The sequence below is a fragment of the candidate division KSB1 bacterium genome (assembly GCA_024655945.1).
GTDB lineage: Bacteria > Zhuqueibacterota > Zhuqueibacteria > JANLFK01 > Oleimicrobiaceae > Oleimicrobium.
Genome location: JANLFK010000001.1, coordinates 518,898 through 536,089 on the forward strand (window position 1 = coordinate 518,898; position 17,192 = coordinate 536,089).

Genomic DNA, 17,192 nt, shown 5'->3' on the forward strand with positions numbered 1-17,192 from the left:
GCCTCTTCGCGATGCCCAGAAGGGCGCTCTCAAAACTCCGCGCCCAACGACCAGTAGTACCTGGGCTTCGATGCGGTGGCATACAAGTCGGTAGGCCAGCCCACATCGAACTGCAGCACCAAGAAGCCGATGTTGGCGCGCATGCCAAAGCCGAAGGCCATACGCAAGTCTTCTAACTTGTAGAATCCGTTGGGGGCACGGGCAAAGGCCTTGAATGGCTCGTCCCGATACTGCGCTCCTGCGATATCGGCGAACAGCGCCCCGCGGATATCCTGGAAGCCGATGGGCAACGGCCATCCCATGAGGAAGTAGCGGATCAGAGGGAAGCGGAATTCAAAGTTGGTCAGCACAAACCAGTTGCCCGCCAGCTCGTAGTAGCTCCCGCCGCGGAAGGGCATCTCGAAGGAGGCAAAATAGATCTCCTCGATGTTGTTGACCCGCACGTAGCCGCCGGCGAATTCGCGATTGATCCAGTTCTCCACGCCGCCGACAAAGAACTGCTGGGGCTGTTTCCCAAAGCTGGCTCCGCCCGCCGCCCGCAGGACAAAGTTGTACTCTTTGCCTATCTTGTAGTACCTGCGCCAATCCAGGCGGGCAGTGACGAATTCCGCACCGCGCTCCTCGAACAGCCCGGGGCTTGCCATCAGGCCAATGGCACTCCGACGCCCGTTCACCGGACCGGTCATGCCCCACAGCGACGTGTCGTCCACCCACGAGCTCCCCAGCAGGACGAACCGGCGCCGGGTGGGCGGCAGGTAACCGATGTCCTCGAGGAACTTCTGATCCTCCTCGCTAAAATCTAAGTAGTCGCGGTCAATGCCCATGAAGCCCGCGCTAAAGTCGATGCGCCGAAAGCGCGACAGCGGCAAGCTGAAGTAGGCGCTTAGCCCATAGTTGCGATCGCGGATGAGCCCGAGGTTGTAAGAGAAGAAGAAGTAGGCGTTGTGATAGCCACCGACGCCAATGTCCAGACGGCGCGGCAAGTAGAAGTAGGTGACCATGTAGTCCGAGTTGCGAAAATCATAGAAGAGGTTGGTGTAGATGTTGATGCGGTGGTTGCCCAGAACGTCGGAAAGGGCCAGTTGCGTGGTCCCCTGCACACCAAAGTACTGACTGTATTCTGCCGTGCCGTAGATGATGTCCGGCGAGAACTTGACCACGTAGTCGTGCACCCGGAAGGCGCCGCTCTCGGTCCTGATCTCCGCCGAGTCCAGCGCCACCTTCTTCACTTCCGGCTCGAACTCGATCTGGCCATCTGCGAACCTTTCGTCAAACACAAAGTTCCGGTACTTGTTCTCCCTCTCCGGGAATCCCGGGCGCACGTCCACCACCCGCGCAAGCTCCATCTCCCGCTTTTCCCTCTCCTTCTCCTGCTGCTCCATCACTCTGCTGAACAAAGCCGTGGGTGCAGGATTCACCGTGTGCGGCTTGATCTCCAGGGGATTGCTCAGGAGGTAGAGGTCGTAGCCCGCGTTGTAGAACGAGGTGAAGGCTAAGCGAGTGCCGTCCCCGCTCCAGGTCGGTTGAAAGGCGCCGGTGAGCACATCGGTGATCGCCCACTCGTCGCCGGTGGCCAGGTCTTTGAGGTAAAGATTGGCAATACCGGTGCGGTCGCTGGTGAACGCGATGTACTTGCCATCCGAGGAGTAGACCGGCGTGCGCTCCACGAAATCGGTAGTGGTCAACCTGGTGATGGCGCGGTCTTGCAAGGAGAGCTCGTAAATGTCAAAGTTCTTGTAGGCAATTTCGTGAATCTTCACATCGCCAGCCACGGTTGGGTCTACGTACGGCCCGCGGTCGCTGGCAAAGACAATCCTTGTGCCATCGGGCCTCCAGGAGGGCTCTACATCGCTGAAGCGGTCGTTGGTCAGCTTGCGGAGTTCCCCGGTCGGCAGGTCCACCACGTAGATATCGCTCTGGCCATGGTAAGTGCCGGCAAATGCGATCCGCCTGCCATCTGGGCTCCAGCTCGGGTTGAAGGCGCCATCCAAGGCAAAGCTCAGCGTACGCACGATCTTGCGCTGCTTGACGTCCACGATGTGCAACACGTCGCCTTCGCCCGCCTTGGAGCCGAAGACGATCTGCTCGCCATCCGGAGACCAGCTGATGTTCGGTCCTTTTAGCCAGTGCAACTCCTCGAGGTTGGCTGTCTTTTGTCCGCTCACCAACTTGGCCAGAATCTGTCCGTCCACGGCGCTCATTAGGTAGACGTCGAAGTAGTCAGAGCGGTCGGAGAGGAAGGCAATCTTGTCTCCCTTTGGGCTCAGGGCTGGGCTAGTGTTGACAAAGTTACGGTCCTTCTTGTGGTCGGTGAGGCGCTTGGCAATGTCCTCCGGCTCACGATGGGAGCCAATGTCCGGCCAATAAAGCTCCTTCACCCACTTCTGCCACCGTTTGGAAAGGTCCTTGACGTTGACACCAACCGCCTGCTTCACCCCACGGTCGACGCTCTTGCTCACTTTGATCTTGCCCAATAGCTCGCCGATCTTCTGCCCGCCATGGCGGTCGCTGACAAACAGCAACACCGACTGCCCACCCTTGTAGGCCAGGAACCCGCTGAGCATCTCGATCTCCGGCAGGTAGCCGTTGATGGCCGCGTCGCGCATGTACATGTCGGATTCAAAGTCCCAGCCGCGGCTCTCGTACTCGGCCAGCCCCTCCACCAGCCAGAGTGGCAGCTGCAGGCGCGTGAGCCCGGTAATGATGGACTGCACGCCACTGCCGTACACCATCTGGAGCATCACCGCGTGCGTCAGCTCGTGGTGGATGACGTGGCGAAACCTCTCCCACTCTCCATCATAGGGCACCACCACCCGGTTCTTGAAAAACTCGGTGAATCCACCCACCGACTCCTCAGGCGGCGAGAGGTCCACGTTGGTCTGGCCAAAGTCGTTGTGCGAGTTGTGCACGATGATGGTAATGCGATCGGTGAGCTCATAGCGAAAGTCCTTCTTCAGCGCGCGGTAGCTCTGTTCAGCCACCTCGGCTGCAAACTCGGCGATGCTTTGTCCCCCTTCGGTGAAGTAGATGTTGAAATGCTCCGACTGCAGGTAGTGCCACTTGAAGTTGGTGTACTGCACCTTGTTTTTGCCAAACTCTTGGCCCGTGGCAACGCTGGTGCCCAGCGTCCACAGGTAGGCAATGGCAAGAATGCGAGCAAGCTTCATGGTCCTACTCCGTGACTAAGAGGTGGCCGCCAAGCTGTGCGTCTCCTGGACAATGGGAGAAGATACATGCAAGCACCTTGCCAGCACAAGAAGGTCTGGCTGTGCAGGCTATTCGTGCTGCACTTCCGCTCTCGACGCAAAGTTTGTAGCCACCTGTGCAAAAAGTGTTTCGCCGCCCTGTTCGCGACGCCGATCCTATTGTACCAAATCCCCGCATAAGAATCAAGCGGAAATTGGCCCGCAGCAACTCCGCTCCCGCGGCCTTTCCGCGCTGGCAGCACCACTTGATGCGCGATTCAGCTCTGCAATGCCCACTGTTAAACTGGTGCCCGCGCTGTCCAGTTCCATTGCCAAGGCGCTTCATCCCGCAGCCCGGCCAGAGCGACAGCGGAAAACTCTTGACACAGAGGGTGGGGCTGCATTATATTTTACAGGGTAGACAAGGACAGGGAACGCGCAGACAAGGAGGCATGCAGGGACATGGCAAGGAGCAAGAGCAAACAGAAACGGCGTCGGATGAAGCTGCAGCAGAAAAGGAAGGCGCGGAAGAAGCGGGCCAAGGCGCTGCGGGCGGCGCAGGCGGCAGCGGCTACCGCAAGCGGCAACTGACGAGGGACAAGCTGCGAGCTGGCCGCACCGCGCCACTTTCCGGCCCGGCTGAAGGAGAAGGCACACGGGCAGCAGAGCGGCACCAACAGCATGGCCCCTGCAGTGCGGAGGGGAAGCGCTGTACCCTGTTGGCTGGGAGACAGGGGGAATTGACCCCTACGCCCGCGGGCAGTTCTTCATGTTGCACCGGTTCTCAGGATTCGTTACATTGCACTGGAGACGGATGACCCGGCAAAGGCCAACGCGGAAGCGGACGGAGCCTGCTACGGCTGGCAGCCTCCGCGGCGGGATGAATTCACCGCGGCGAAGAAAGCCGAGAAGTCCTTGACCTCACAACCTCGCTCCCCTTGACCTCTCTGCGTCCGGACCATTCCCGCGGTTCACAGGTTAGTGGAATCACACCAAAGGAGCGCACCCATGTCCGTACTGCAGCGCAGAGCCCACTTTCAGAACTGGCGTGATGAGGTGCCGAACCAGGAACTGACTAAGGAATTGGCCCAGGCACAAGACCGCGCCGGGATACGGGAGATCGCCGAGGGGCTATGCCACGACAACCCCAACGTGCAGAGCGACTGCATCAAGGTCCTCTACGAGGTCGGCTACCTCAATCCTGAGGTGATCGCCGAGTATGTCGACGACTTCTTGAACCTGCTGAAGAGCAGGAACAACCGCCTCGTTTGGGGCAGCATGATTGCCCTCTCCACCCTCGCGGGCATCAAGGCAGAAACGGTGTTTTCCCGGATAGAGGAAGAGAAGGGAGCGATGGAGAAGGGGTCGGTCATCACCGTGGACAATGGGGTGAAGACGCTTGCGGCTGTAGCCGCCAGGCACGAGGACTAGCGCAGGCAGATATTCCCGTATCTGCTGAACCATCTCCGCAGGTGCGCACCACGCCGAGAAGGTCCTTGTTACCGCCAGCAGCGAGAACAAAGGTAAGTTCATCGCCGTGTTGGCGGAGCGCTCGGCTGTGCTCAGCGGTGCGCAACCTTCCCGGGTGCGCAAGGTCATGAAAGAGGTCGAAAAGAGGTAGCGGTTTCCCCGAGTTCTGTCCACCGGCCGCCTGCTCAGTTGGGCCTTGTTTGGTCACGTGCGCTTGCTTGTTGCCCGAGTACGTGGCTCGCCGAAAAGGCCGCACCATCCCAGCGCGCTACGCACGCAAACACCCAGCTTCCCGAAACGAGGCCTTGAACGCGACCACGCCCCGCGCGCTAACATCAAGGCGGAACCGCCTTCGGTTCCGCCTTTCGCGTGGATGGATTGGGGAAGCCAACGCTTCTGTCAGCCAGGCATGGTCGGCCTCTTGGCAAGCCCCAAACCGCCAGGAAGCCCGCTCAGCCGCCAGTGCTGCTAGCCCTGCGTCGCGTTTCGCTCAGAACGGCCGCATCATGCGCGGTTGGGCGCTGGGGAAGATGCGCCCCAACACCTCCCGCAGATTGCCGCCCAAAAGGTCGGTGATCTCGCGCTCGGCCCATCCCTCCTCTTTCAGGGCGATGGTCAGTTCCAGCATGCGATCCAACTCCGCCACGCGCAACGGCTGGCCAAAGTCAGGATAGAGGGTCAAACTCTTCGGGCCGAGCTGCTCCCGCAACTCGCGGAGCTTGGCAACGGTGGCGGCCGACCCCTCCGCAGGGTCGTACGGCACGGCCAGTAGGGCGCCATTCTCCTTCAACTTCTGGCCTACTGAGTCGCTCACTGCAGCGACGCCCGCCACCACCACCGGCGCCTTGCTCGCGGCCACCACCTGGCAGATGACCGACTCCGGCAGGTTCTGGAGGATGAGCAACATCTTCTGCTCATTGGCAATGGCCACAGCCTGCTTGCCCTCCTCTGTGAGCCCGTTCCGTGTGATCCAGGTGCCGTCGCAGCCATTCAGCACAAGAAAGCGGGCGCCCAATTTCCCTGCCACCGCCAGAAATTGCAGGTCGCCATGCACCGTGCGTGCACCATCCAGGCCCACCAATGCCGCGGTCTTTTCGCGGCGCGAACTGAACATCATGGCCATGGCCCGGTCAAGCCGAGAGGGATCGCCCACCTCCTTGCTCGCCTGCTCCAAGGAGCGCACGACGTTGACCAGCTGATCAGAGGGCCTGAGCAGGGAGTCAAACGGCACGCTCACGAACTGCAGGTCGATCCACTCATCCTGCAGCGAGTCGAGCACGGCCATGCCTGGCGTGTAGGGGAGCGGGTGCAGATTGGCAACGACCGCCGATTTGTGGATGTAGCGGGGGAGCCGCTTTTCGACGATCAGCTCCCCTTCGTGGTCGGCAAGGAGCAGCGCCGTCTTGTAGACAAAGCGCGCCACCTTGCCCATCAGCTCGGCATCGATCTTTTCGGCATCATCGCTTGGATGGTGATAATTCGGGTGCGCATCGAACGGCGAGGTCATGAGCGCAAAGGCCGGCACGCCGCGCGTGATGAACGGCGTGTGGTCGCTGCCGCCCGGGCCGCCGCGGCTGGCTTCGATGAACTCCAGCTCTTCTGGCGTGAGGTTTTCCCTGATCAGCCCCCACAGCTCAGGCGCATAGTAGATGCCGGGAAAGCCCAGCTTCTTGCCCAAGCCCACCATGTCCATGTTCAAGTTGGCGACGGTCTTTTCGATGGGAAAGCGGGGGTGCTCGGCGTAGTAGCGGGAACCCAGCAGGCCGCGTTCCTCTCCGCCCCAGCAAGCGAAGACGATGCTCCTGCGCGGCTGCACCCCGTTGCGCGCCATCACGCGCGCCACCTCCAGCACGGTCGCCGCGCCAGAGGCATTGTCGTCGGCGCCGTTGTAGACCTCCCCGTACTGCACGCCGACATGGTCTAAGTGGCCGCCCAGAACAATAGCCTCCTCACGCAATTGCGGGTCGCTGCCTGGGAGCACGGCGATCACGTTTTTCCCCTTGCGGTTGGGGTCAAACACCACCTTCACGGAAAGCTCGGCTTTCTTGCCGGTTGTGTGCGACATGGGCTTGAGTTCTTTGTCCAATTTCTCCTGCTCAGCGCGCATCCGACGGTCAAACTGGCGCTTCGCCTCTTTGTCGCCGATCAAAAGGAACTGCGCGACTCTGTCGCTGACGGCGAAGGCCAGGAAGCCGGGTTTGTAGTTGCCGGGACGGAGTCGCCAGCGCCAGGCGCTGCGATCTTCCTGGCGGAAATGGGCGCACATGAGCATGCCCACGGCCCCATGCTGCACCGCCATGGCCGCCTTGGCGCTGTCGCTTGCCAACGCTCCCCACTTGGCCTCCTGGTCGCCCGGGCAGCCATGCATGAGCAAGACCACTTTGCCGCGCGTGTTCACCCCCGCATATTCGTCCAGGCCCTTCTCCGGGGCACTGATCCCGTAGCCCACAAAGACGACCTCGGCGCCGACTTTGCCTCCCCCTGAATAGGCCATCACGCGAAAGTCCTCCTCCTGGAACGAAAAAGGCCGCCCAGCTACTCTCAGCGTCGGCACTTCGATGTCGGCTTGATAGAACTCAAACGGAAACTCCTGGAAATAGGTGCCGTTGTCGCCGCCCGGTTGCAGGCCCCATTCGCGAAAATGCGCCGCCACCCAGGCTGCCGCCTTCGCAAAACCCGGCGTGCCAGTATCCCTCCCTTGCAGGGCGTCGCTGGCTAAATAGGTCACGTACGACTTGGCGGTCTCCCCGTTGGGGAGCTCCTGCGCCACCAGCGGCAAGGCCACCAGCGCGATGACCACCAGGATCAACGTCGCCTTTGCTGCATGCGTGCGCTTCATCTGTTCGTCTCCCATTCGCTTAGTCCTTCTGGTACACGACCTTTCCGCCGACAATGGTGAGCACCACCTCAGTGGTGAGCATCTCTTCAGGAGGAATCGACAGCAAGTCCTTTGACAAAATCACAATGTCCGCATACTTGCCAGGCTCGATGGACCCCTTCACCTCTTCTTGGAACTCGGCAATGGCCGCGCCGAGCGTGTAGAGGTAGATGGCCTCCTCGATGGTCAAACGCTGGTCCGGGAACCATCCGCCTGGGGGCTCGTGCGTGTCGATGCTTTGCCTGGTGACTGCAGAGTAGAGGCCGCGCATAGGGTCGAGGGGCTCCACGGGCCAGTCGGTGCCGAAGCAGATCTTGCCACCGGCGTCGAGGATGCGCCGCCAAGCATATGCGCCTTTGCACCGCTCGTGGCCGATGCGTTGTTCAGCCCAGCGCATGTCCGAGGTGCAGTGGGTGGGCTGCATGGAGGCAATGACCCCCAGCTCGGCCAGGCGTGGGATGTCCACCAGCCTGAGCACCTGCGCGTGTTCTAAGCGGTGCCGGCTGTCGCGGACACCAAAGCGCCGCTGCGCCTCCTCAAAGGCGTTGAGGGCCATCCAGTTGGCGCGCGAGCCGATGCAGTGCAGCCCTACCTGAAAGCCGAGGCTGTCGGCGGTGCACACCATGGCGGTGAGCTTCTCCTGGTCAATCTGCGGGATACCCACATTGCCCGGTTCGTCCTCGTAGCCCTCAAAGAAGTAGGCGGTACGGGAGCCCAGAGTGCCGTCGACAAAGCCCTTGAGCAGGCCAAGGCGGAGGCAGCGCCCGTCACAGAAGCGCTGGTTTTCTCGATGAACCTTTTGGAGCAGAGTGGGCTGCGCGGCAAGGCCAAAGTCCAACCACTCGGTAACCCGGACGGTCAGCTCGCCGCGGTCCAGAAACTGCCTGTACAAGCGTACTGACGAGACACCTGAATTGTCCTGGACGGAGGTAACACCCAGCCTGCGGGCCTCGGCGAGCGCCTTGCGCACCGCTTCCCGCTCCTGCTCGGCGGTAGGCGGTGGTACGACGCGTGCCACCAAGGAAGAGGCAGCCTCCTTGAGGATGCCCGTGGGCTCGCCTGTCAAAGGATCCCTCACGATCTGGCCACCCGGCGGGTCGGGGGTCTCACGCGTAATCCCGGCCCGGGCCAGGGCCAGAGAATTTGCCCAGCCCACGTGCCCGTCGACTCTGGTCAGATAGACCGGGTTGTCCGGGCTGACCTTGTCCAACAGGCCCTTGTGCGGCCAGGTGCCTTTGTTGAACAGCGTGTGGTCCCAGCCGCGTCCGGTGACCCACTGCCCGGGGCCAAGCTCGGCCACCTTGGCTGCCACCCGCTGCTGCACCTCTTCAGGCGTGCGACAGCCGTCCAGCACCACCTGCAGCAGGGCGGCGCCGCCACTCCTGAAGTGCAGGTGAGCGTCGTTGAACCCGGGCATCACCAGCCTGCCCTCGGCATCGATCACGGTGGTCCTACTGCCGCGCCGAGCGAGGATATCCGCGTTGCTGCCCAGGGCGACAATCTTGTCGTCCTGCACCGCCACGGCCTCCGCCAGTGGCTGTTGTGCGTTGACGGTCCAGACCTTGCCATTGATGATGATCAAGTCCGCGCTGCGGCCGCAGCCGCTTGCCAGCAGGCCAAGCAAGACGGCCAGTAGGACGAACCTCCTGGTCTTCATAGCGCAGTCTCCTCCTGGGTTCGGGTCTTGCGCAATATAAGAATCGTTGCCAAAGAATGCAAGAGAAATCCTGCAATTTTTGCGGCGTGTCGTGCGTCCGGCTCACACCCTGGCCAAGCCTCGGGCTGGCGCCCTACGAGGCTGTGTGAGGGTCTCCACAAGTCTTCGCCGGCCCGGGCGCTGCTTCGCTGTGCTTTTCCCTTGACATTGCCCCAGGAATTGCGTACAATAGCACGGAAACATGGGCCGCCCGGCGCCTCAGCTCCACATGACGGACATGGGAGGGGCAGGCAAGCACAGCCGGCCCAGGCCACCACCTCGGGCCAGAAGCTGCCAGGTGCAACCGGGCTGGCAATGGCGCCCGGGAAGTGTGGCCGAGGCGTGTCGCGGGCTGCTCGGTGTGCCGATTGTCAATTGGGAAACCCTTGCGCAAAGGAGCGCACCATGCGCCTGTTCGCCATTCTCATCGTAGCTGTTGCCCTTGGCAGATGCAACAGCCAGGGGGAACGAATGTTGCTCACCAAGGCCGACCACGGCAGAGAAGTGCGCGTTCGCCAGGGCCAGGAAATCGCGCTCACCTTGGAAGGAAATCCCACCACCGGCTTCACCTGGGAAGTGGCCGAAATCGACTCGGCCACCATTGTCCAGGCGAAAGAGGTGGAGTACGTGCCGCGCTCCAACCTCATGGGGGCGCCGGGGACTTTTACCTTCCGCTTCAAGGCAGTGAAGAATGGGGTGGCGACTCTGCGCCTGGCGTACCGGCGGCCATGGGAGAAAGAAGCACCGGCCGACACTTTCAGCGTGCGCATCGTGGTCAAGTGAGCAGGACGGCCGCGCCAGGCACCCTTGCCCTGCACTGAAGAGACCTGAGCATTGCTCGGCAGGCGGCCGTATCTGTTGCTTCGCAGCCTAAGCAGTGGAGGTGGGAACATGCGACGCACCCTCTTTGTGTTCTTGGCCCTGCTGCTGGTGTGCAGCGCCCTGCTTGCCCAGCAGCTCACGCAGGCACAGATCGAAGCGCACCTGCAGCGATTGCAGACGGAACTGGCCAGCGGGCGTTACTCCTTCACGGTCGGTGCCAATCCTGCACTGAGCTTCACCCTGGAGCAACTCTGTGGGTTGCGAGAAGCACCCGATTGGCGCAAGACGGCCCGGCAGCGCTCCTTAGCCACGGTGCGGCCCGCGCCGCTGCGCGCCATTGAAGAACGCGTGGCCCTCCCCTCTTCCTGGGACTGGCGGCAGCACAACGGGGTTAGTCCGGTGCGCGACCAAGATGGCTGCGGCAGCTGCTGGGCCTTTGCCACCGTCGCTTCTTTGGAGTCGGTACTGCTCATCAAACAGTCCTTGCTCACCGACCTCTCCGAGCAGTACCTGGTCTCCTGCAACGCCAAGGGGTGGGGCTGCAACGGCGGCTGGTGGGCGCACGACATGCTGGTGAGTCCGGGTGCGGTGCTGGAGGCCGATTTCCCTTACGTGGCCAGCGATGTGCCGTGCGGAGGGCCGTACAACTACCCCCACAAGCTGAACGGCTGGGCCTATGTGGACGGCGAGGACCGCGTGCCGGCAGTGGAGACCCTCAAACAGGCCATCTACGAGTATGGGCCGGTGTGCGCGGCGGTGTACGTGGGACCCTTCTTTCAGGCCTACACAGGCGGCGTGTTCGACAAGAACGAGGTACCCCAGGGCGGGCTATTCAGCTGCTGCCCGGCGCCCGCTTCGGTCAACCATGCCATCTTCATCATCGGCTGGGACGATAGCAAGGGGGCCTGGCTGCTCAAGAACTCCTGGGGCACTGGCTGGGGCGAGACCTGCGGCTATGGCGCGGAACGCGGCTACATGTGGATCAAGTACGGGACGAGCAACGTCGGCTACGCCGCAGTGGTCGCCTGGTAACCCCCAAGACCACGCCTGACAAGAGGCAGAAGCGCAGGTGGGATGGCTTAGAGCACCATCCCACCTGCGAGTTTTGCCCATGTCGGAGTTATCCCGCGAAGGCCTATTTCCTCACCCGCACCGGATAGGGCGGGCGCTGCGGCTTGCGGGGCGGGTTCTTCTCCAGTTCGACCATGATGAGTTCAATGGCTTTCTCAAGCTGGGGGTCGTGGCCGGCAATCACTTTGGCCGGCTCCTGTTCCACCTCATGATCGGGAGGCACGCCTTCGTTTTCCACGACGAAACCCTCTTCCGTCCAGATGGCCAAGTTGGGCGCCGTCACGTAGCCGCCGTCCATGAGCACCGGGAAGCCGAGGATGCCCACCAGACCGCCCCAGGTCCGCTTGCCCACCAGCGGGCCCAGGCCCAATTTGCGGAACATCCATGGCAGCAGGTCACCTCCCGAGCCGGCGTTCTCATCGATGAGCATCACCTTGGGGCCAAAGATCGCACCACTGGGCGTCACCAGGTCCTGCCCGTAGCGCAACGCCCAATTGCAGATGTACGGGCGCCGCAGGTGGTCGATGTAATAGTCCGCCACTTGCCCGCCACCGTTGAACCGCTCATCGATGATGATGGCCTCTTTGTTGGTCTGCGGGAAGAAGTAGCGTTTGAAATAGGTGTGCCCCAACCTGGCGGTGTTCGGCACGTACACGTACGCCACTCGCCCCGCGGTGGCGGCGTCCACCTTGCGGATGTTGCTCTCCACCCAGTCGCGGTTGCGCAGGTCGCTTTCGTCCTTGATGGGCACCACCTGCAGCGTGCGCGACCCCACGCCGTCCGGGCGCGGGCCAACGGTGATCTCCACGATCTTGCCGGCGGTGTTCTCGAAGCGGCTGAAAAGGTTCTCCGGTGGGCGCAAGTCCTTGCCATTGACCGCCAACAGGTACTCCCCCGCCTGCACGTCGATGCCCGGCTGCTTGAGCGGAGACTCCAAGTCGGGATTCCAGTTCAATCCGCCATAGACCTTGGCAAAGCGATAGCGGCCATTGTCGATGACATAGTCCGCTCCGAGCAGACCGCAGGGTACGCGCTTCGGCTTGGCAAGCTGGTCGCCGCCGCTCACGCGATGGTGTCCCACTGCCAGCTCGCTGCACATCCACTGGATGAGCCTGTTTAGGTCATTGCGGCAGGCAAGATCCGGCAAAAAAGCCGCATACTTCTGGCGCATGGCTTGCCAGTCGGCCCCGTGGAAGTTGGAGTCATAGAAGTAGTCGCGATTGATGCGCCAGGCTTCGTGGAAGATCTGCCGCCATTCGGCCTGCGGCTCGATGCGCACCTCGATGGCGTCGACGTCCAGCTTCCCCTTGCTCGTGTCAATTTTGTCGGCCAGGTCGGTGATGAACCACGACTGCCCGGTGCGGCACAGGAGCTTCTTGCCGTCCCGAGAAAGCTGGTAGTCATCGACCTTTTCCAAAATGACCTTATCCTCTCGCTTGTCGAGGTCATAGTGGTGCAGCTTCGTGGGACCGGCAGGCACGGTCTCGAGGAAGTAAAGCTGTCCCTCCTTGCCCACCTGCAACTCTCGGTAGTCTGCCTCCGGCAGCGGCAGCGCCACGATGCGTTCGTTCATGCCGGCAAAGTCGATGACCAGCTTCGCCGGAGGTTTTTTCTCCACCTCCTTTGCCTTCTCCGCCTTGTCCTCTTTCTCCTCCTCAGGCTTGCCCCTTTCTTCATCGCTCTGCCTGGCCAACGGCGAAGGGGTGCCTTTTTGCAGTGAGGCAAGGTAGATGGCGTTCTTCATGCGCACGTCGGCGTTGGACATGGCAAACCAATGCTTCACCGGGCCGGCGTCGGTGGAAGCGAAGAAGTAGAGGAACTTGCCGCTGGGGTCGAACACCGGGTCGCTGGCCTCGGCCATGCCATCGGTAACAGGCCAAGACTTGCCCTGCTCGATGTCGTACACGAAGATCTGCTGAAAGTAGGCGGTGTTCGTCAGCGTGTAGGCGACCCAGCGGGAGTCTGGCGACCAGGCGCCGCGAATGGTGCCAAAGGCACCTGGCATGTAGAGGGCCTCCTGCGCGATCTTAGTGATGCGGCCGGTCGCAAGGTCCAACCAGAAGAGCGTGCGAGCGTTGTCGGCAAAGCAAAGCTTCTTGCTATCTGGGGACCAGGAGATGGCGTTGTAGAAACCGGCGCCGCCCAGCGGCACCACGCGCGGAGCCCCTTTGCCATCCTGCGGCAAAATGTGCAGGGCATATTCGCCGGAGGCATCCGAGAAGTAGGCGATGAACTTGCCGTCCGGGGACCAGGCTGGGAAGCGCTCATGCACCCCTGGGGTCGCGGTCAGGTTGCGCGGGTCTCCCTTCTCTGCGGGCACCGTGACAATCTCGCCCCGGAATTCGAAGACTGCCCGCGTCCCCGAGGGAGAGATGTCGCGGCTGCGAATCCACTCGGCGCCTTTCACATAGCGAGGCCGCAGCTCCAAAAGGTCCGCAGCCACTCCTACCCGCAGCCTTTGCACCTGCCCGCTGACGAGGTCGTAGGTCTGCAGGTAGCCGGCCTGCTCGAAAATGATCACGCCCGCGCCGTAGGAGGCATCAAGCACCGGAAAGTCGGAAAAGAAGGTGATCTGCCGCACTTCCTTGCTGACGGTGTCGTAGCAAAAGAGATTGAACTCGCCGTTCCGGTCGGAGCGGAAATAGACCTTGTCTCCCACCCACATCGGATCGGTGTCGTTGCACCTGCCATCCGGCTGCGGGATCTTGTCCACGGAATGGTCCGCGAAGGTGTACAGCCAGATCGTGGCCACGGTGCCGCCCCGATAGTGCTTCCATTGCTGAAAGACCTCGCGTACCGGCAGGTAGGCCAGGCGCTTGCCGTCGGGCGAATAGCAGGCCTTGAAGCCCACGGGCAGCTCGAGCTGCTGCGGCCAGCCACCCTCCACCGGCACGGTAAAGAGCTGACAGTAGCGGCTGGTGAAGGAGAAGCGGGGCGAGTAGAAGAGCACCGCCTTGCCGTCCGGGGTAAAATCGCAGACCACGTCCGGCGCCGGGTGATGGGTCAGCCGGATAGGCACGCCACCGGAGGCCGGCACAAGGAAGATATCCGTGTTGCCGTCGTACTCGCCACTGAAGGCGATCCACTTGCCATCCGGCGAAAAGACCGGGTTGAATTCGTTCCCCTCACCAGAGGTCAGGCGCCGCACATTGCTGCCATCCCGGTCTGCCACGTACAGGTCACCGGCGTAGGCAAAGGCAATCTGGGTGGCGCTGATGGCCGGTTGGCTCAGCATCCGGGTGTCTGTGGTGTCAATGGCCAAAGCCACGGCCACGGTGAGGAGCAGTGCCGCCGCGGCGACCAACGTCACGCGACGCATGGTAGGTCCCTCCCTAAGCCGCGAGGGGCGAGCCGGCGGCCCACCCCTCTTCGGTTACCTGATTCCCTCAATCTCGTCGGCCAAGGCCGCGGCGTCGTAGAGCTTGCGCAACGCCTCGCTGATGTAGCCGGTGTGCACGGCCACGGCCCGGTTGGCCTCTTCGTCGTAGACAAAGCGCCCCACAAGACTTTCGATGTTGCCGTCAAAGATCAGGCCGACCACCTCGGCGCGCGCGCTGATGACCGGCGAGCCGGAGTTGCCACCGATGATGTCGCAGGTGCTGACAAAGTTCACCGGCGTCGAGAGATCGAGACGGTCCTTGCGCTGCCAGAAGCGCTCCGGCAGGTCAAAGTCCTTTTCCCGGTCAAAGCTCAGCGCGCGGTCGTAAAGCCCGTAGAGCGTAGTCTTGTATGGCGCCTTGGTGCCGTTCATGGGATAGCCTTTCACCGCGCCATAGGAAAGCCGCAAGGTGAACGTGGCGTCCGGATAGGCCGATTTGCCGTAGACGGCAAAACGCGCCTGCGCGATTTTCTCGGCAGCGGGAGTGATCACGCTCTCCACGTGCTTCTTGTTCCACTCGATGTCGGCGCGCATCATCGGCTCCAATTTGCGCATGAGCACGATGAGGGGATCGTTGCAGGCCTGGAGTGCGCTCTCGCCGCCTTCGAGGAGCGACTTGCGGAAGGCCACGTCGGCAAGCTTGGTGCCCTGGATGAGCTCTGCCGCCACCTCCCGCGGCGAACGGCCGTTGAGCACCGTCTTGATGAAGGGATGGTCGGCGCCCAATTGAGCCAACGACAGCGCAAGTGCCCCGCCAAGGTTGGCTTCTTCGAGGTCGTGATAAATGGGTGCCGGCGACAGGAGGCGGAACTTGAGCTCATCCAGCTCGGAGTCGTGGTAACCAGGAAGCCTCTGCCCGTCTGGCTTCTTGACTTCGATGCTGTAGAAGACCAGGGTCGAGGCGAAGCCCGCCAGGCGGGAGCCCATGATGCGCGCGTAGAAGCGCTCCTTGGCCCTGGCTGCCTGCTTCTTGATGACGCGGGCCACCGTGTCCCAGGCGTCGCCATAGGCCTTCTTCCACTCCGGCTTGGAGGCGACCAGGGCGCGGAATTCATCCTCGGCCTTCTTGCGCTTGGCCATCAGCTTTGCATCTAAGAGGCCCTGATACTCGCCGGTGAGGGCCTTCTTGCTGTTTTCCAGGCCGAAGATCTGCACCAAGGCGCGCCGCTCCTGCTCCGGGCCGCGCTTGGCGTACTCGCGCAGAATGGCGATGCGCTTGTTGATGTAGTCCAGCAGCATCGGGTACTGGTAGTCGCGCTGGAAAAGGAGCTGCTCGTAGGTGAACAACCGGTCTGTGGAGCCAGGGTTCCCGGAGACGAAGACCAGCTCGCCGTCGCGTGCGCCCTGCGCGTTCCACTTGAAGTAGTGCTCGGAGTTCACCGGCTTGTCATTTTCGTAAACGCGGAAAAATGCCACGTCCAGATCGTAGCGCGGGTAGGTGAAGTTGTCAAAGTCGCCACCGAAGTAGGCCACCTGTCGCTCCGGGGCAAAGACCAGGCGCACGTCCGTGTACTTCTTGTAGCGGTAGAGCCAGTACTCGCCGCCATGGTAGAGGCTGATGACATTAGAGCGGAGGCCCGTATTTTCGAGGCTCTCCTTTTCGATGGCGGCGATGGCTGCGCGCCGCGCCTCTAATGCCTGCTCGTCCTTCATGCCTGGAGTGACCGCCGCCCGCACGCGCGCAGTGACGTCTTCCATGGAGACAAGCACGTTCACTTCCAGGTCGGGGCACTTGAGCTCCTCTTCCGGCGTGGCGGCATAAAAGCCCGTGGCCACATAGTCGCGCTCAGGCGTGGACACCTTCTGCAGCTGGCCCACCGCCACGTGATGGTTGGTCATCACCAGGCCGTGCGGACTGACAAACGACCCGGAGCCGCCGTCCATGAAGCGCACGCTCGCCAGGCGCACGTGCTCTAGCCACTCCTGCGTCGGGGTAAACCCGTAGCGCTCCTGCAGCAACTTGGTAGGGGGACTATCGAACGTCCACATGCCTTCGTCGGCCACGCTGAGGTGGACCCAACAGGCAGCCAGGGCTAACGCCAGCAAAGCGCCACCGACCCGAGAAACACTCTTCCGGTACATCGTCGTTTACCTCCTGTTTGGTTCGCTCCACACCGCGCCGTGGGGACAACGCACGCGCCTTCGCATATGGCCCCGGGTGCGAGAAGTTTCACCCGCGCCGTGGTAGAGGCAAGGCTGCGATCGAGTGACTCGGCAAGCGCTGGGCCCTACGACGGATGGGCGCGAGCCTCGGCGCTTTTCGGCCCTCCCCAGCGGGCGCGGCCATCCCCGCCAACGAGCACAAGCACCGGGATCGGGAACCGGTCCTCGTGCGACCTGCCGAGTATACGCAAAAAGGAGGGAAAAATCAAGTGGAAAGATGGGGCATTTTGTGGAGAACAGAGCGCCTACCAAAGAAGGCCCGGCGGCGGAGCTGCGGCACTACCTCCTCCATCACCATCCTCTGCGGTGCTCCTGCCGAAGGGCGGACGGGGGGCAATTGGCCAGCCATCAAAGGCAACGGTCGTGACTCGTGACGGGAAGGACGCCCCGCGCGCCGCACCCACCGAGGTATTAGGGAGCGCGTCTGCTCTGTCCTCGGTTGACCTGCCGCCGGAGCCGCTGCCGGTTGCTGGCGTTCCACCAGCTGGCGGGGCAGGTCTTGCCAGCCACCGCACTGCCCTGAAATCA

9 protein-coding genes are annotated in these 17,192 nt (G+C 62.2%); 4 read left to right on the forward strand and 5 right to left on the reverse strand.

Annotated features, from left to right (window positions below):
• Positions 1-29 precede the first annotated feature (29 nt).
• The gene (locus NUW13_02175) at positions 30-3,167 is read right to left on the reverse strand and encodes a BamA/TamA family outer membrane protein (GenBank protein ID MCR4437836.1); all 3,138 of its coding nucleotides are present in this window, start codon (positions 3,165-3,167) and stop codon (positions 30-32) included.
• Between the two features lie 480 nt (positions 3,168-3,647).
• On the opposite strand from NUW13_02175, the gene NUW13_02180 reads away from it, so the two are divergent.
• Positions 3,648-3,776, forward strand: a complete 129-nt coding sequence (locus tag NUW13_02180) for a hypothetical protein (GenBank protein ID MCR4437837.1) — start codon at positions 3,648-3,650, stop codon at positions 3,774-3,776.
• Positions 3,777-4,193: 417 nt separating this feature from the next.
• Complete coding sequence (locus NUW13_02185; protein ID MCR4437838.1) at positions 4,194-4,616, forward strand: hypothetical protein; 423 nt, start codon at positions 4,194-4,196, stop codon at positions 4,614-4,616.
• A 529-nt stretch (positions 4,617-5,145) separates the two neighbouring features.
• Here NUW13_02185 and NUW13_02190 read toward each other — a convergent pair.
• On the reverse strand, positions 5,146-7,494 hold the full coding sequence (locus NUW13_02190; protein ID MCR4437839.1) for a M20/M25/M40 family metallo-hydrolase: 2,349 nt from the start codon (positions 7,492-7,494) through the stop codon (positions 5,146-5,148).
• Between the two features lie 19 nt (positions 7,495-7,513).
• Entirely contained in the window at positions 7,514-9,190 is a 1,677-nt protein-coding gene (locus tag NUW13_02195) for an amidohydrolase (GenBank protein ID MCR4437840.1), read from the reverse strand.
• A gap of 444 nt (positions 9,191-9,634) precedes the next feature.
• Between NUW13_02195 and NUW13_02200 the strand changes: the two genes are divergently transcribed.
• Both NUW13_02200 and NUW13_02205 read left to right on the forward strand, forming a co-directional pair.
• Positions 9,635-10,012 (forward strand): protease inhibitor I42 family protein, encoded by a 378-nt coding sequence (locus tag NUW13_02200; protein MCR4437841.1) that lies wholly within the window; start codon positions 9,635-9,637, stop codon positions 10,010-10,012.
• A 108-nt stretch (positions 10,013-10,120) separates the two neighbouring features.
• Complete coding sequence (locus tag NUW13_02205; GenBank protein MCR4437842.1) at positions 10,121-11,083, forward strand: C1 family peptidase; 963 nt, start codon at positions 10,121-10,123, stop codon at positions 11,081-11,083.
• Positions 11,084-11,186: 103 nt separating this feature from the next.
• Here NUW13_02205 and NUW13_02210 read toward each other — a convergent pair whose 3' ends face one another.
• Together NUW13_02210 and NUW13_02215 are read right to left on the reverse strand one after the other, a co-directional pair.
• A complete protein-coding gene (locus NUW13_02210) occupies positions 11,187-14,441 on the reverse strand; it encodes a PDZ domain-containing protein (protein MCR4437843.1) in 3,255 nt (1,084 codons plus the stop codon).
• A 54-nt stretch (positions 14,442-14,495) separates the two neighbouring features.
• Positions 14,496-16,583: a S46 family peptidase gene (locus tag NUW13_02215; GenBank protein ID MCR4437844.1), complete on the reverse strand. Its 2,088-nt coding sequence runs from the start codon at positions 16,581-16,583 to the stop codon at positions 14,496-14,498.
• Between the last annotated feature and the right edge of the window lie 609 nt (positions 16,584-17,192).

Coding starts and splice junctions, on each gene's coding strand:
- NUW13_02215 (MCR4437844.1), bottom strand. CDS start 16,583: ATGTACCGGAAGAGTGTTTCTCGGGTCGGTGGCGCTTTGCTGGCGTTA.
- NUW13_02190 (MCR4437839.1), bottom strand. CDS start 7,494: ATGAAGCGCACGCATGCAGCAAAGGCGACGTTGATCCTGGTGGTCATC.
- NUW13_02175 (MCR4437836.1), bottom strand. CDS start 3,167: ATGAAGCTTGCTCGCATTCTTGCCATTGCCTACCTGTGGACGCTGGGC.
- NUW13_02180 (MCR4437837.1), top strand. CDS start 3,648: ATGGCAAGGAGCAAGAGCAAACAGAAACGGCGTCGGATGAAGCTGCAG.
- NUW13_02195 (MCR4437840.1), bottom strand. CDS start 9,190: ATGAAGACCAGGAGGTTCGTCCTACTGGCCGTCTTGCTTGGCCTGCTG.
- NUW13_02205 (MCR4437842.1), top strand. CDS start 10,121: ATGCGACGCACCCTCTTTGTGTTCTTGGCCCTGCTGCTGGTGTGCAGC.
- NUW13_02185 (MCR4437838.1), top strand. CDS start 4,194: ATGTCCGTACTGCAGCGCAGAGCCCACTTTCAGAACTGGCGTGATGAG.
- NUW13_02210 (MCR4437843.1), bottom strand. CDS start 14,441: ATGCGTCGCGTGACGTTGGTCGCCGCGGCGGCACTGCTCCTCACCGTG.
- NUW13_02200 (MCR4437841.1), top strand. CDS start 9,635: ATGCGCCTGTTCGCCATTCTCATCGTAGCTGTTGCCCTTGGCAGATGC.